Origin of the sequence: Rhodococcus sp. (in: high G+C Gram-positive bacteria) (genome assembly GCF_049286785.1) — a bacterium.
Lineage (GTDB): Bacteria > Actinomycetota > Actinomycetes > Mycobacteriales > Mycobacteriaceae > Rhodococcus_F.
On record NZ_JBAQEO010000481.1, the window covers coordinates 1 to 14,316 of the forward strand.

General features: G+C 65.9%; 13 protein-coding genes and 1 pseudogene. 6 read left to right on the forward strand and 8 right to left on the reverse strand.

What is annotated here, in order from left to right; translation table 11 throughout:
• Nucleotides 1–722: cupin domain-containing protein (locus tag WAW17_RS17270; RefSeq protein WP_422334160.1), on the reverse strand; the 722-nt coding region annotated here is incomplete at its 3' end.
• A 124-nt stretch (nt 723–846) separates the two neighbouring features.
• Nucleotides 847–1,617: an IclR family transcriptional regulator gene (locus tag WAW17_RS17275; RefSeq protein WP_422334172.1), complete on the reverse strand. Its 771-nt coding sequence runs from the start codon at nt 1,615–1,617 to the stop codon at nt 847–849.
• Nucleotides 1,618–1,717: 100 nt separating this feature from the next.
• Here WAW17_RS17275 and WAW17_RS17280 point away from each other — a divergent pair, with 100 nt between their 5' ends.
• The 3 genes from WAW17_RS17280 (at nt 1,718) to WAW17_RS17290 (ending at nt 5,877) form a co-directional block, all read left to right on the forward strand.
• Entirely contained in the window at nt 1,718–2,974 is a 1,257-nt protein-coding gene (locus WAW17_RS17280; RefSeq protein ID WP_422334161.1) for an MFS transporter, read from the forward strand.
• 41 nt (nt 2,975–3,015) lie between these two features.
• Entirely contained in the window at nt 3,016–4,215 is a 1,200-nt protein-coding gene (locus WAW17_RS17285; protein ID WP_422334162.1) for an FAD-dependent monooxygenase, read from the forward strand.
• An 87-nt stretch (nt 4,216–4,302) separates the two neighbouring features.
• A complete protein-coding gene (locus tag WAW17_RS17290; protein WP_422334163.1) occupies nt 4,303–5,877 on the forward strand; it encodes a flavin-containing monooxygenase in 1,575 nt (524 codons plus the stop codon).
• Nucleotides 5,878–5,996: 119 nt separating this feature from the next.
• Here the strand turns inward: WAW17_RS17290 and WAW17_RS17295 are convergent, their stop codons facing one another.
• Both WAW17_RS17295 and WAW17_RS17300 read right to left on the reverse strand, forming a co-directional pair.
• On the reverse strand, nt 5,997–7,145 hold the full coding sequence (locus tag WAW17_RS17295; protein WP_422334164.1) for an acyl-CoA dehydrogenase family protein: 1,149 nt from the start codon (nt 7,143–7,145) through the stop codon (nt 5,997–5,999).
• 13 nt (nt 7,146–7,158) lie between these two features.
• Nucleotides 7,159–8,340 (reverse strand): thiolase family protein, encoded by a 1,182-nt coding sequence (locus tag WAW17_RS17300; RefSeq protein WP_422334165.1) that lies wholly within the window; start codon nt 8,338–8,340, stop codon nt 7,159–7,161.
• Between the two features lie 222 nt (nt 8,341–8,562).
• Here WAW17_RS17300 and WAW17_RS17305 point away from each other — a divergent pair, with 222 nt between their 5' ends.
• Nucleotides 8,563–9,510: an aldo/keto reductase gene (locus tag WAW17_RS17305; RefSeq protein ID WP_422334166.1), complete on the forward strand. Its 948-nt coding sequence runs from the start codon at nt 8,563–8,565 to the stop codon at nt 9,508–9,510.
• Nucleotides 9,511–9,525: 15 nt separating this feature from the next.
• Here the strand turns inward: WAW17_RS17305 and WAW17_RS17310 are convergent, their stop codons facing one another.
• From WAW17_RS17310 to WAW17_RS17320, 3 genes are all read right to left on the reverse strand, one after another.
• Entirely contained in the window at nt 9,526–10,803 is a 1,278-nt protein-coding gene (locus WAW17_RS17310; protein ID WP_422334167.1) for a globin domain-containing protein, read from the reverse strand.
• A gap of 115 nt (nt 10,804–10,918) precedes the next feature.
• Nucleotides 10,919–12,112 carry a hypothetical protein gene (locus tag WAW17_RS17315; protein WP_422334168.1) on the reverse strand — a complete coding sequence of 398 codons (1,194 nt, stop codon included), beginning with the start codon at nt 12,110–12,112 and terminating at the stop codon, nt 10,919–10,921.
• A gap of 63 nt (nt 12,113–12,175) precedes the next feature.
• Entirely contained in the window at nt 12,176–12,610 is a 435-nt protein-coding gene (locus WAW17_RS17320) for a hypothetical protein (protein ID WP_422334169.1), read from the reverse strand.
• Between the two features lie 114 nt (nt 12,611–12,724).
• On the opposite strand from WAW17_RS17320, the gene WAW17_RS17325 reads away from it, so the two are divergent.
• Both WAW17_RS17325 and WAW17_RS17330 read left to right on the forward strand, forming a co-directional pair.
• Nucleotides 12,725–13,366, forward strand: a complete 642-nt coding sequence (locus WAW17_RS17325; RefSeq protein ID WP_422334170.1) for a hypothetical protein — start codon at nt 12,725–12,727, stop codon at nt 13,364–13,366.
• Nucleotides 13,367–13,414: 48 nt separating this feature from the next.
• Nucleotides 13,415–14,194 (forward strand): deoxyribonuclease IV, encoded by a 780-nt coding sequence (locus tag WAW17_RS17330; protein ID WP_422334171.1) that lies wholly within the window; start codon nt 13,415–13,417, stop codon nt 14,192–14,194.
• Between the two features lie 21 nt (nt 14,195–14,215).
• On the opposite strand, the pseudogene WAW17_RS17335 reads toward WAW17_RS17330, so the two are convergent.
• A pseudogene (locus WAW17_RS17335) lies at nt 14,216–14,316 on the reverse strand (IS982 family transposase); the annotation flags it as partial.

Genomic DNA, 14,316 nt, shown 5'->3' on the forward strand with positions numbered 1-14,316 from the left:
TCGTCCTCGAGCGCCAACTGCTCTCGCAGCGCGGCGTCGGTGTGCTCCCAGCGGTACGCGGCGATCGGCGAGCTGGTCTTGGCGTCGAGGCCCACCAGCGGGCGCAGTCCCGGATGCGCCCATAGCCGCTCGGACCGGGACACGTCGGGAGTTCCCTCGTCGGTGACGCCGTCGGAACCGAACTCGAAGAACCCGGTGTCGGTGTAGTGGACGAACGGGATGTCGAGACCGTCGATCCAGGCCATCGGCTGATCGGTCTCGTTGTGGTGGCCGTGGAAATTCCAGCCCGGGGTCAGCAGGAAGTCGCCGCGGCGCATCGCCACGGGGTCTCCGTTGACGACCGTCCACACACCCTCACCCTCGACGACGAAGCGGAAGGCGTTCTGGCTGTGACGATGTTCAGGCGCAGTCTCTTTCGGGCCGAGGTACTGAATCGCCGCCCACAACGTGGGAGTGATGTACGGGACGCCGCCGAGCCCCGGATTCGCCAGGGCGATGGCGCGACGCTCGCCGCCGCGCCCCACGGGAACGAGGTCGCCGGCGCGTTGCGCGAGCGGATACAGGTTGCTCCAGCGCCAGACGAATGGGATCGCCTTGGACGTGGGGGCCATCGGCATGAGGTCACCGAGCTGGGTCCACAGCGGGTTCAGGTGCTCCGCCTCGAAATCTCGGTACAGCTGATCGAGCTCGGGGTCTTCGGTTCGATGCTCGGTAGTCGTCATTGTCGGTGTGTCTCCTCGGTGCTGCGCTGCGGGCTGTGCCACAGGTCACGGAAAACCGTTGAGGGCAACGCTACGTCGCACCGCCGAGACCGGCATACAAGTTTCTTCTCTGCAGAACTAATGATCAGGGCTCGATGCCGGCCACCTCCACCTCGAGTTCGCGGATCGCATTCTTCATCTGCGACACGAGCGGCCCGTGGGAATGCTCGCGGAACCGCGTGATCGGCACAGCGACCGTGATGGCGCCGATGGCCAGGCCGGTGCGATTGCGCACCGCGACCCCGAAGGCCCCGACCCCTTCCTCCGTCCTTTCCATATTGACCGCGAAACCCACCGCCCGCGCCGCAGCAAGTTCGCGGCAAAACACCTCGAACCTGTCGGCCGGCAGCCGCCGGTCGCCCGGATCGAGGTCCGTTTCGGTCAGCCCGTCGGGAAGCAGATACAGCTGTTCGAGCATGTCACGGGGCAGTTCTGCCAGCAGGATTCGACCGCCGGCGGTGAGTTCGGCCGGGAGGATCTGCCCCTGGCGATCGCCCACACGCAACATGGACGTCGATTCGGCGGACGACAGGAACCGGGCTTGCGTACCCACCCTGATCACCAGATTCACCGTTTCACGGCACTGCACGGCCAGCGCCTCCATGTGCGGACGGCACACGTCGTTGAACTCACGCGTCCAACCGCGTTGCGCCGGTCCGGCACCCAGCGCCGCCCCGGGGTGATACACCCGTTTCTCGTCCTGAACCGCGAACCCTCGGTAGATCAGCATGGCGAACAGCCGGTGCGCCGTGGACGGGGCGATGTCGAGTTCCTTGGCCGCATCCTTCAGGCGCAGTCCGCCGACGTCGCGCAGCATCTGCAGGAGACGCAGGGCGTTGTCGACGGACTCCAGCATGTAGGTGGGCCGCTCGATCGCCTTCTTCACTTTCGAGGTTCTTTTCTGCACAGAAGAACTATATTGCGTTCCGCATGTGCGCCGGATCACGGTTGTATCCATGCCGCATTTCGACACCACCGCCGCCGGTGAGAAAAACCCGATCGGACTGGATCGGAAAGCGACGATCGCCGTGATCGTGTGCTGGATGTTCGTCGTCTTCGACGGCTACGACCTGATCGTCTACGGCAATGTGATCCCCAGCCTGCAGGACGAGTGGGGCATCAGCGCCTCCACTGCCGGAACCCTCGGCAGCCTGGCATTCCTCGGCATGATGATCGGCGCAGTTCTCGCCGGCCGGCTTTCCGACGTCGTCGGCCGCAAGCGCGCGGTAATCGGATGCGCCATCGTGCTCTCCCTCTTCACCGCACTCTGCGCCCTCGCGACCGGGCCGGTGATGTTCGGTGCTCTCCGGCTCATCGCCGGTCTCGGGCTGGGTGGACTAGTTCCGACGTCGAACGCTCTCGCTGCGGAACTGATCACTCCCAAGTGGCGCGCCGCCATCGCGACCATGATGATGTCGGGTGTTCCCATCGGCGGGTCGATCGCGGCACTGCTCGGCATTCCGGTGATCCCCAACTGGGGCTGGCAGCCGATGTTCCTGTTCGCGTTGATCCCGCTCGTCATCCTCGTGCCCCTTGCCATCAAGACGCTTCCGGATCGCACCGTCACCCAGGCGGGCCCGGATCATCCCGAGAGAGGGTTCGGCGCGCTCCTCGGTACCCGGTTCCGTGCCATCAGCATCATGTTCGCCCTCGCCACCGTGGTGACACTGCTCGCGTGGTACGGGCTCGGCACCTGGCTGCCCAAGCTCATGCAGGGCGAGGGCACCGACCTCGGCAGTGCGCTCACCTTCGCGCTCGCCCTCAATCTCGGCGCGGTCGCGGGATCCTTCATCACCGCCTGGGGCGGTGTGCGTTTCGGCACCGTCCCGACCAGTGTCTTTGCCGCACTTCTGGCCGGAATCGCCCTCCTCGCACTACTTCTCGGCCCGCCCGTCGCGTTGGTCTACGTCATCTTCGTGATCGCGGGTGTCGGCACCCACGGAACGCAGTGCCTGATCATCGCCGCGGTAGCCTCGTACTACCCTGATCACCTGCGAGGCACCGCCCTCGGCTGGGCGCTCGGCGTCGGACGCATCGGCGCCGTCGCCGCCCCGCAGATCGGCGGCTGGTTGCTGGCGGCCGGCCTGGGAGCCAATTCGAACTTCATCCTCTTCGGTGCCAGTGCACTCGTCGCCTCCCTGCTGCTGACGGTGATCTGGCAGTACTTCTCGACCGGCCACGACACAACCCGGACGCCGGTCCTCGCCCACTGAAAGCCCACTCCCCACCTGCACAACGAATCACAGGAGACCCCATGTCGAACCTCTCAGGCGCCCGCATCATCATCGCCGGCGGCGGCATCGGCGGCGCCGCCAACGCGCTCGCCCTCGCGAAAAAGGGCGCCGACGTGACGCTGTTCGAGCGAGCGACGCAATTCGGAGAGGTCGGCGCTGGGCTGCAGATAGGTCCTCACGGTGCCCGCATCCTCGACTCGTGGGGCGTGCTCGACGAGGCGCTCGCACAGGGCTACCTGCCCAAGAACATCGTGTTCCGGGACGCCCTCACCGCGGAGGTGCTCACCAAGATCGACCTGGGCACCGAGTTCCGGGCACGGTACGGAGGACCGTACTTCGTCACCCATCGCAGTGATCTGCACGCCACCCTCATCAATGCCGCCCGCGCGGCCGGTGCCCAACTGCACACGGGCATCACCGTCACCGACGCGGTGACCGAGGGCGACAAGGTGGTCGTCAGCACCGACGACGGCCGGACCCACGAAGCCGAGGTCGTCCTGGGAATGGACGGCCTGAAGTCCCGCCTGCGCAAGAAGCTCTCCGACGATCAGCCCGTCTCCTCCGGCTACGCCGCCTACCGCGGTACCACCCCGTACCACGAGGTGGAACTCGAAGAGGACATCGAAGATGTTGTCGGCTACATCGGCCCGTTCTGCCATTTCATCCAGTACCCCCTGCGCGGGGGCGAAATGCTGAACCAGGTGGCGGTCTTCCAGTCGCCCGGCTACAAGCAGGGAGTCGAGAACTGGGGCGGCCCGGAGGAACTCGAGCAGGCCTACGCCAACTGCCATGACAACGTGCGCCGCGGCCTCGGCTACCTGTGGAAGGACCGCTGGTGGCCGATGTACGACCGTGAGCCCATCGACAACTGGGTCGACGGCCGGATGATCCTGCTCGGTGATGCCGCCCATCCGCCGCTGCAGTACCTGGCGTCGGGCGCGGTCATGGCGATCGAAGATGCCAAGTGCCTGGCCGACTACGCCGACGAGGATTACGCCGCCGGTGGCGACAACGCCGGCTGGCCGCAGATCCTGAAAGAGGTCAACGAGGAGCGCGCACCGCGGTGCAACCGCATTCTCACCACCGGCCGCATGTGGGGCGAACTGTGGCACCTCGACGGCACCGCGCGCATCGCGCGTAACGAGCTGTTCCGTACCCGAGACACCTCGAGCTACAAGTACACCGACTGGCTGTGGGGTTACTCTTCCGACCGGGCCTGATCCGCGGACGTACTGCATGCGTCGCACCCGATCGATCGGGTGCGACGCATGCAAACGGGGTGCGGATTCGAAGTGGTAACTTTAGGTATGACTTCGAGTGACATACATCTCAGCGCCCCCACACGGCACTACGAGGTTCTCGTCGTCGGCGCCGGCATCTCCGGAATCGGCGCCGCGATCACCCTGAAGCAAAACGGCATTCGAGAATTCGCGATCCTCGAGAAAGGTGACGCGGTCGGCGGCACCTGGCGTGACAACACCTACCCCGGTTGTGCTTGCGATGTCCCGTCCGCCCTCTATTCCTACTCGTTCGCACCCAACCGTGGATGGTCCCGGTTGTTCGCGGGTCAAGAAGAGATCCGCCGATACATCGAACTCACGGCCGCCGAGTACGAGGTGTTCGCGCACGTGCGGTTCGGCACCGAGATGCAGCGTGCACAGTGGAGCGACGACACACGCCGGTGGACCGTGCACACGACCACCGGTACGTTCACGGCCGACGTTCTCGTCGCGGCTGCCGGACCGTGGAACGAACCCCTCGTTCCCGAGATCCCGGGACTCGATACCTTCCCGGGCGAGGTCTTCCACTCGTCCCGCTGGAACCATACGTACGACTTGACGGACAAGCGGGTCGCCGTCGTCGGCACCGGAGCATCCGCCGTGCAGTTCGTTCCCGCGATCCAGCCGAAAGTCGGTGCGCTGCATCTCTACCAGCGCACCGCACAGTGGGTGCTGCCGAAACCCGATCACACCCTGCCCGGCGTCGAGCGGTCGATCCTGCGACGCATCCCCGGAGCCGTCCGGGCCCTGCGAAAAGTCGAGTACGCGATCATGGAGTCGCTCGGACTCGGATTCCGGCACCCGTGGATCCTGCGGATCATCCAGCAGATCGGCAAAGCGCAACTCCGGGCCCAGGTGCGAAACTCGCAGCTACGCAACGCCTTGACCCCGAACTACACACTCGGCTGCAAGCGCCTGTTGCTGTCCAACACCTACTACCCCGCGCTCACCCGACCGAACGTCGAGGTGCATTCGAATGCCGTCGCCTCCGTGCGCGGCAACGTCGTCGTCGGGGCCGACGGTGAGGAACGTGAGGTGGACGCCATCATCTTCGGCACAGGATTCCACATCCTCGACATGCCGATCGGCGCCAGAATCTTCGACGCGGAGGGGCGCAGCCTCGACGATCACTGGCAGGGGAGCCCGCAGGCCTATCTCGGCACCACCGTCGCCGGCTTCCCCAACGCGTTCGTGCTCCTCGGACCCGCACTCGGCACCGGACACACGTCGGCATTCATGATTCTCGAGGCGCAACTGACCTATCTCGCGCAGGCGCTCACCGAGATCCGCGCCAAGGGCTGGACGCGAATCGAACCCCGCCGGGACGTCCAGGAAGAGTTCAACTCACAGGTTCAGAAGGCCCTCGCCACCACCGTCTACAATGCCGGCGGATGCCAGAGCTACTTTCTGGACGTCAACGGACGCAACAGCTTCAACTGGCCGTGGTCCACCGACCGCATGCGGAAACGGCTGGCCCGATTCGACGGAACAGACTTCTCCGTATCCACCGAACCCCGCCCCGACCCCGCCTCCGCGCCCGCATTTCCCGCCGCCCCATCCCTCGCCGTCGCGTCCAATGTCACAGTGGTGCAGTCAGACTGAACCGATGCCACATTGGGTCAGCGGCGGGGTGACGACGCACATCGCCCAATGTCACACTCGTGCAGTCAAACTGAACCGATGTGACATTGGGCGAAATGGCGGGGCGGGACGACGGGCGGTTACAGCGACTTCGCGATGATGCCCTTCATTACCTCGTTGGCGCCGGCGTAGATCTTCTGGACGCGGGCGTCCTCGTACATGCGGGCGATGAGGTACTCGCGCATGTAGCCGTAGCCACCATGCAACTGGACACAGCGGTCGATGACCTCGCACTGCTTCTCGGTCAGCCAGTACTTGACCATCGCCGCCTCGGACGGGTCGAGTTCACCGCGCAGGTGCGCCTCGACGCAGTGGTCGAGGAACACCTGGCAGGTGCGGGCGATGGTCTGGCACTCGGCAAGTTCGAACGCGGTGTTCTGGAACTCGAAGAGGCTGTGCCCGAACGCCTGCCGCGCTTTCGTGTACGCGACGGTATCCTCCACCGCACGCTTCATCGCGCCGGACGCCTGCGCGCCGATGATGAGCCGCTCCTGCACGAGCTGCGCCATGAGCTGCCCGAAACCCTGTCCCTCGGAGTCGCCGAGAAGGTTCTCGACGGGCACCCGGACGTCGGTGAACGACAGTTCGGACGTGTCGGCGCCGTGCTGACCCACCTTGTCGAGGACGCGTCCGACGGCGAAACCGGGGCAGTCACGCAGATCCACGATCAGCATCGACACACCCTTGGCACCGGCCTTCGGGTCGGTCTTGACGGCCATGACGATCACATCGGCCGAGGAGCCGTTGGTGATGAACGTCTTGGAACCGTTGACCACGTACTCGTCGCCGTCGCGGATCGCGGTGGTCTTGATGGCCTTGAGGTCCGAGCCCGCACCGGGCTCGGTCATGCCGATCGCACCGAGGATCTCCCCCGACGCCATTCCCGGCAGCCAGGTCTTCTTCTGTTCCTCGGTACCGTATTCGACGATGTAGTGCGGGACGATACCGCTGTGCACGGCGATACCGAAAGCGAGGTCACCGGCATATCCCTGGGCCTCGAACACGGCGAGGTCGTGGGCGTAGGTACCACCGCCTCCGCCGTACTGCTCGGGAACCGAACAGCACAGCAGACCGAGCTCGCCGGCCTTGCGCCATACGTCACGATCGATGTGGCGCTGCGCATCCCACTTCTCGTTGTGCGCGACCACTTCTCGTTCGAAGAACGCGACGGCGAGTTCCGACAGCGCCTTGACCTCGTCGTCGTACCAGGAGGGAACGTGCTTCTTCATCTCGGTCCTACTCTCAGATACGCCGGAACAGGGCTGCGAGGGCCTGGCCGCCACCGATGCACATGGTGACGATGCCGAGCTCGAGGTCGCGACGGACCAGGTCCTTCGCGACGCGCAGACTGAGGATGGCACCGGTGGCACCGACCGGGTGGCCGAGTGCGATGGCGCCGCCGTACGGGTTGGTCTTCTCCGGGTCGAGCTTGGCGTCCCGGATCACCGCGACCGCCTGCGACGCGAACGCCTCGTTCAGCTCCACCACGTCGATGTCGCCGGGGGTGGTTCCGGTCTGCTCGAACAGGTTGCGCAACGCCAGCACGGGGGCGTAACCCATGAGCCCCGGGTCCATCGCCGCCGTCGCGACCGCCTCGAGTGTGACAAGCCCGGTGAGGCCCTTCTCCTGCGCGGCCGACTGCGTAGCCAGGACGACTGCCGCGGCCCCGTCGTTGATGCCGGACGCGTTACCTGCGGTGACCGAGCCGCCTTCCTCGAACGCAGGGCGCAGCTTGGCCAGCGTCTCGAGGGTGGTGCCGGGCTTGGGGTGCTCGTCGGTGTCGACGGTGACCGGACGACGGCCACCGATCTCGACGGGGGTGATCTCTTCGGCGAACGCGGCCTTCGCGGCGTCCGATGCGGCGCGGCGCTGCGATTCGAGGGCGAACTCGTCCTGCTGCTCGCGGCTGACATCGTATTTGCGGGCGACGGCCTCGGCGGTGCGGCCCATGTGGACGCCGCCGAACGGATCGGTCAGGATCCCCACAGTGCCGTCGACGAGCTTGCGGTCGCCGAGTTTGTAGCCGGACCGGGCGCCGAAGTCGTAGAACGGCATCCGCGACATGTTCTCATCGCCGCCGGCCAGGGTGATGCTCGCGCTGCCCCAGCGCATCTGCATCGCGGCCGACCAGATGGCCTGCAGCCCGCTGCCGCACAGGCGGTTGACGGTGTAGGCGGGGGTGCGCTCGGGCAGCCCGGCGGCCAGCGCGACGCGGCGGGCGTTGTAGGCGTCCGGCCCGACTTGGCCGATGCAGCCCATCACCACTTCGTCGATGTCCTCGCCCGACACCCCGGCGCGCTCCAGCGCGGCCTTCGCGGCGGTCGCCCCCAGTTCGTGTGCGGGCACGTCCTTGAACGCGCCACCGAAGCTGCCGATCGGAGTCCTCGCGCCGTCGACCACCACGATCGGTTCAGGAGAATTCATGACGTGCCCTTCCATCGGTCTGCATTGTGCATCGCTACCTGCTGTAGAGACACATGGGGAGATACTAGGACTTCAAAGTACCGGCCCCGAGGGTGAGTCCCCCGGCAGCTCCTCCGGCAACGCATTCAGCGGGTGGCGACCGCCTGCGATAGCGTCCGAGTACGCACGCTCACACGTACTCGGCGCTTTCAGCTCGACACATCGACTAGGAACGGAGCCCTCGTGGTCGCGATCGGCAAGTCGGATCTGAACATCTTTCCCCTGGCCCTCGGCGGTAACACGTTCGGCTGGACCAGTGACGAAGCGACATCCTTCGAGATCCTCGATGCCTTCGCAGCCGGTGGAGGAAACTTCATCGACACCGCAGACTCGTATTCCGCATTCGCACAAGGTAATTCGGGTGGTGAGTCCGAGACCATCCTCGGGCGGTGGCTGGCGTCGCGCGGCGATCGTGACCACATGGTGATCGCCACCAAGGTGAGCCGGCATCCCGATTTCCCGGGACTCGCGCCCGCCAATATCCGCGCCGCAGCGGAAGCATCACTGAACCGGCTCCGAACCGACTACATCGACGTCTACTTCGCCCACTACGACGACCCCGAGACTCCCCTCGTCGAGTCGCTCGCCGCGTTCGATCAACTCGTCCATGACGGTCTGGTCCGCCACATCGCCATCTCGAACTACTCACCCGCCCGCATCCGCGAGTGGCTGGCACTCGCCGCCGACAACGGGTTCACGGCGCCCATCGCGCTGCAACCCCACTACAACCTGGTACACCGGGGCGACTACGAACCCGAGATCGAGGCGATCGCCGTCGAGAACGACCTCGGCGTATTCCCCTACTACTCCCTTGCCGCGGGCTTCCTCGCCGGCAAGTACCGGACCGTGGAGGAGTTCGGCAGCCACACCCGTCAGCGGATGGCCCAGCGGTATTTCTCCGACGCGGGCCTCGCGGTGGTCGATGCCCTCGGCCGGATCGCTGCCGCGCATTCCGCGGAGATCTCGACCATCGCCCTCACCTGGCTCCTGACCCGTCCCGGCATCACGGCACCGATCGCCAGCGCCAGCAGGCTCGAACAACTGCCGGCGTTGCTCGACGCACCGGCCGTGACGCTGACCTCGTCGGAGATCGACGAACTGACCACGCTCTCCGACGCGGTCGGCACCTGACTCCTCCCCGACAGCTCAGGCCTGCAGCCAGAGGTCCGGGCCGAACACCTCATAGTGGATGCTCGTGCCGGGCACACCGCGGTCGATGAGCTGTTCCCGCATCGACTGCATGAAGCCGAGAGGACCGCAGAGGTAGGCGCGTACTCCGTCGGCTAGCGGGATGTCGGCGAGGTCGGCACGTCCGGCCCGCATGACGTCGCTCGGCGATCGCAGGCCCAGGTCCTCGTACCAGTTCTGCATGATCGCGGTGGGCAGCCGGCCGACCAGTTCGGTCAGTTCTGCACGGTGCGGTTGATCGGCGGGTGAGCTGTCGGCGTGAATCACCGAGACCGGGCGCGGGTCCTGCGTGTCGACGAGGTGGTGCAACATGCCGATCATCGGGGTGCAGCCGATGCCGGCGGAGATGAGCAGCACCGGGTCGGCGTTCCGGTCCAGCGTGAGACTGCCGAACGGCAGCGATACCGTCAGCTCGTCCCCTTCGAACACGTTGGCGTGGATCACGTTCGACACGTTCGGGACAGCCTGCTGCTCGGGTACGGCGGGCACGGGCTCCACCTTTTTCACCGTGATTCGCCAGCGCATCGGCTCGCTGGCCGGTTCCGGGCGCCGCCGCAGCAACCTCCGCCGCTCCTTCACCCAGGACGGTGCAGGGAAGGGCCGGGTGACACTGTACTGACGGATCTGCCGCGCTCCGTCCGGCAGCACGACGGCCACGGAGATATACTGCCCCGGAAGGAAATCGGGCAGGTCGTCCGGTCCAGCGGATTCGAGACTGAGGGCGATGCAGTCCGGCGACTCCTGCACCCGCGACGAAACCCGCACCGTCCGCCACACCTGACCGGGCTCCACGTTCGCCCTGGCGTACAACTCTCGCTCGACGGCGATGAGGCCGTTCGCCATGAGCCAGTACACCTCGTCCCAGGCCGACGCCACCTCGGGCGTGACCGCTTCGCCGAGGACCTCCACGATGGCACCGAACAGGTGATCGTGGACGAGCCCATACCGGTCTTCCGTAATACCCAGCGAAGCATGCTTGTTCGCGATCCTGGAGAGGATGGCATCGGGACTCGGAGCGTCATCGGCCACCAGAACGGTGGCAAACGAGGCGATGGCACCGGCGAGCGCACGCTGCTGATCGCCCTGCGCCTGATTGCTGCGATTGAACAGGTCGCGCTCCAGCGACGGATCGTCGCGGAACAGGGTGGAATAGAACACGGTGGTGATCTCTTCGATGGCCGCACCCACAACCGGAAGGGTCGCGCGGATGACCGTCTTCGAATCCGAGCTGAGCATCAGTTCTCCTACGATCGAAGCAGTGTTTTCGACCAGTGTCGGAAAGAACCGATACGCCCCGATCACCTCGGAGTTACTACCCCGCTGACACCGTTACGGTCACCGTGCGAAAACCTCACGGTTTCGCGGGCCGCGTTGTGAGTTCCGCGATGTCCCCATACAGCACACTCTGATACGTCAGCATGAGCTCTTCCACACCGTCGAACTGATCTCCGACGTAGTGAGTGTTCTCGGCCGACAACTCGCGGTCGCCGCTGCGGGCGAGGAGTTCGTCGATTCGGCTGTCCAGGCTCTGTGCCCGGTTCACCGCCATCACGGACCGCAACTGCTGCTCGGCCTGCGACAGCAGGTCGCCTATCCGGGCGAGGGCGGCGACGCGGTCCAGCAACTGATCCCACACCGGTTTCAGTGCACGCTGTCGCAGTTGCACCTGCTCCCTCCCCGCCTCGGTCAGCGTCGCGCCGAGGGCGTCGTGGAGTTCGTGCACGATGCCGCGCAGTGCAACGGTGTCGACGGCGATCTGCATCAATTCCTGCGCAAGATCGAGTTGGTGGCGTTGGACCGAGAAATACTGCGAATGCCACACCGCCGATCCCTCGATACGGTCGAACAGCGTCCCTGCCATGAAGAGCAGGGTGTCGTAGCGGTCGGCGAAACGCTCATGCTCCATATCGACGCCCCGTCCGATCGCCTCGGCCACGCGGCGGCCCAGGGCCGCGGCGGCAGTCTTGCCGGACGCCTCGGTGAGCCGCTCGGCCATCACGGCCCGAGTGGCCTTACCGGCCCGCTCCAGCGCACTGACGGTGATCGGCGCCGGTGTCTGCTGTAATGCCCTGAACAGCGTCTCGCGCTGGTCGAGGTCCAGGTGCACTCCGTCGCGCCGATCACGCCGGATCGCGCGCACGCCGGCGGCGTAGTGCGCGCTCGACATCACCACCGCGGACCGCACGGCCTGGAGTCGCCGTCCCAGTTCGGTGACCCGGTATTTCACCAGCAACTGCGCAGGACCCGGCCGGAGCGTCGCCAACCGGTCGAGCGTGCGCCCGTACTCCTCGGACAACGCGCGCAACGCGCCGAAGCCGCCGATCGTCGGGATACCCCTGCCCGCAGCGCGGCGATTCATCAGTACCTGTCGCGTCGCTGCGCCCAGATGACCTGCGGCGATCAACACCGCAGCGTCATCGGACAGCTCCGGACGGCTCCCCGCCATCTGCGCTCGTTCGCACCACTCCCGAACATGGAACGTTATCCGGGCGCGACGCTCGTCCACCGTCTCGAATCCCTCGGGGTCGGGCACACTCTGCGACATCAGACCTCCTGGTAGTGCACAGGACACCACTGTTCCAGAAACTTCCTGACGGGGTCGGCGAGATCAGGCGGCGGCGGACGTCAACGCGAACGCCACGGCGATCAGGAAGCCCACTTTCACGACCTCGAGACCGACGTACACGTAGTGCACCCGTGACCGCGGGGCATTCTCACCTGCGAGAACACGGTTCGAACGCCGGGTCAGGGGCGGACGGACCGCCCCGAGCTGGATTGCGAGCACCGCCACTGTGACGATCGTCAATACCCACCCCGTGGTCCCCGGACTCGACACCACACACGCGGCGAGCAGGACGATCGCAAGCACCGCCTCAACGGTATTGAGTGCCCGGAACACCAGCCTGCCGATACCGAGCCCGATGGGCAGCGTCACCCCCGGCGCCCGGAACTTGATCGGCGCCTCGAGAAACGAGATCGCCAGCACCATCCCGAGCCACAGCATCGGAACGAACAATTGAATGTAGCGCGCTACGTCGTCCATCAGCCCCTCCACGTCCAGCCCTCCAAGTCGGAGATCAACACGATACGACGTGAGGCGGCGTGCCGCGTGTGCTTGCTCCCGGTCGGCTGCAGACGCCGCTCTAAGCTGACGCCCATGATCGATTCGAGGCGCGCAGCGCTCCTGGTAGCGACCGCGCTGATAGTGACCGCCTGCGGCCGGTCGGTAACCGGATCGGCAGCCTCCGGGGCCGTCGACACCCCAGCGCCCACACCGTCGACGACGCACACCACCGTTCCGGCCACACCTCCGGCGACGACACCACCGGCGGCGAGCACCACCAGCCGTGCGCCCGGCGTCTCTTCGACGTCCACGGCCACCTCCGCCGCGAAGGCCGATCCAGGAAAGTTCGGGGACACCGAGAACGGGAGCTACTACTTCACATCCCCCAGCGCCAAGTTCCACTGCGCGATACTGACCGGCGGCGACCTGCCGACGGCAGGATGCCACGGGCCGATGCCTCCGACGGCGCCACGGGTGCCCGGGTCCGGTGCTCCCGACCTCCTGGTGGCACCCAACGCCATCGAGGTGACGGGTTCGGGGGTCGGACAGTTCGTGAGTGCAGGAGATCCGCGCTACTACCCACTCGACGGTTCGTCGTCCGCCGCACTGCCCTACGGCAGCACACTGGAAGTGAACGACCTCACCTGCCGTGTCGACGAAAAAACGGGCGTTACCTGCGAGAGCGACGCGGGCCATGGATTCACGGTGTCGGACACCGCGTTCAAGGTCTGGTGAGCCCGTAGTACCGGCTTCGGCACCCTCATATCCCCTACTCTTGAATGCATGCGCATAGGAGCACACGTTCGGCAGGACGAGGATCCGATCGGATACGGCGAACGGCTGGGCGCCGACATCATCCAGATGTTCCTCACCGACCCCCAGAAGTGGAACAAGCCGGCGGAGCATCCGCGCACCGACCAGATTCGCGAGAGCCCCATCGACGTGGTGGTGCACTCGTCGTACGTGATCAACGTGGCCAGTCTCAACAATCGGCTCCGGATGCCGTCGCGTACCGCCGTCGCACAGCAGGCCGAGGCAGCCGCCGCGATCGGCGCCTTCGGTCTGGTGGTCCACGGGGGGCATGTCCGCGACGGCGAGGATGTGGACGAGGGAATCGTCAACTGGCGCAAACTGTTCGAACGGCAGGCGGACAAGGGCGGTTTCCCGGTTCCGATCCTGATCGAGAACACCGCCGGCGGTGACTTCGCCATGGCCAGGCATTTCGACGCCATCGACCGCCTCTGGCAGGAGGTGGGAGATCTCGGTGCCGGATTCTGTCTCGACACCTGTCACGCGTGGGCGGGGGGCGAAGAACTGGTCGGCGTGGTGGAACGGATCAAGGCGATCACCGGGCGCATCGACCTCGTGCACCTCAACAACTCCCGCGACGAGTTCAACTCGGCCCGCGACCGGCACGCAAACATCGCCGAGGGCACCATCGACCCCGCACTACTCGCCGAAGTCGTGCGGACCGCAGGCGCACCCGTCATTCTCGAAACGCCAGCCGAGGGCCTGGCGGAGGATTTGGCATACCTGCGCGAGACGGTGGGTGATCGGCCCTAGATGATTGATTCCTTGAACGGATCAGTGGTCGTAGGCGATCAATGATCGCTTGGCGGCGGCGCCGATGTTCCAGTTGTGCCAGATGCCGGCGGCCATCGCCAACACGCGCTGGGCGACGCGGG

What these genes read in the sequence shown, in the direction of transcription:
- WAW17_RS17295 (WP_422334164.1), bottom strand. Translation starts at nt 7,145, where the DNA reads ATGAAGAAGCACGTTCCCTCCTGGTACGACGACGAGGTCAAGGCGCTG.
- WAW17_RS17280 (WP_422334161.1), top strand. Translation starts at nt 1,718, where the DNA reads ATGCCGCATTTCGACACCACCGCCGCCGGTGAGAAAAACCCGATCGGA.
- WAW17_RS17275 (WP_422334172.1), bottom strand. Translation starts at nt 1,617, where the DNA reads ATGCTGGAGTCCGTCGACAACGCCCTGCGTCTCCTGCAGATGCTGCGC.
- WAW17_RS17300 (WP_422334165.1), bottom strand. Translation starts at nt 8,340, where the DNA reads ATGAATTCTCCTGAACCGATCGTGGTGGTCGACGGCGCGAGGACTCCG.
- WAW17_RS17310 (WP_422334167.1), bottom strand. Translation starts at nt 10,803, where the DNA reads ATGCTCAGCTCGGATTCGAAGACGGTCATCCGCGCGACCCTTCCGGTT.
- WAW17_RS17330 (WP_422334171.1), top strand. Translation starts at nt 13,415, where the DNA reads ATGCGCATAGGAGCACACGTTCGGCAGGACGAGGATCCGATCGGATAC.
- WAW17_RS17325 (WP_422334170.1), top strand. Translation starts at nt 12,725, where the DNA reads ATGATCGATTCGAGGCGCGCAGCGCTCCTGGTAGCGACCGCGCTGATA.
- WAW17_RS17315 (WP_422334168.1), bottom strand. Translation starts at nt 12,112, where the DNA reads ATGTCGCAGAGTGTGCCCGACCCCGAGGGATTCGAGACGGTGGACGAG.
- WAW17_RS17290 (WP_422334163.1), top strand. Translation starts at nt 4,303, where the DNA reads ATGACTTCGAGTGACATACATCTCAGCGCCCCCACACGGCACTACGAG.
- WAW17_RS17285 (WP_422334162.1), top strand. Translation starts at nt 3,016, where the DNA reads ATGTCGAACCTCTCAGGCGCCCGCATCATCATCGCCGGCGGCGGCATC.
- WAW17_RS17320 (WP_422334169.1), bottom strand. Translation starts at nt 12,610, where the DNA reads ATGGACGACGTAGCGCGCTACATTCAATTGTTCGTTCCGATGCTGTGG.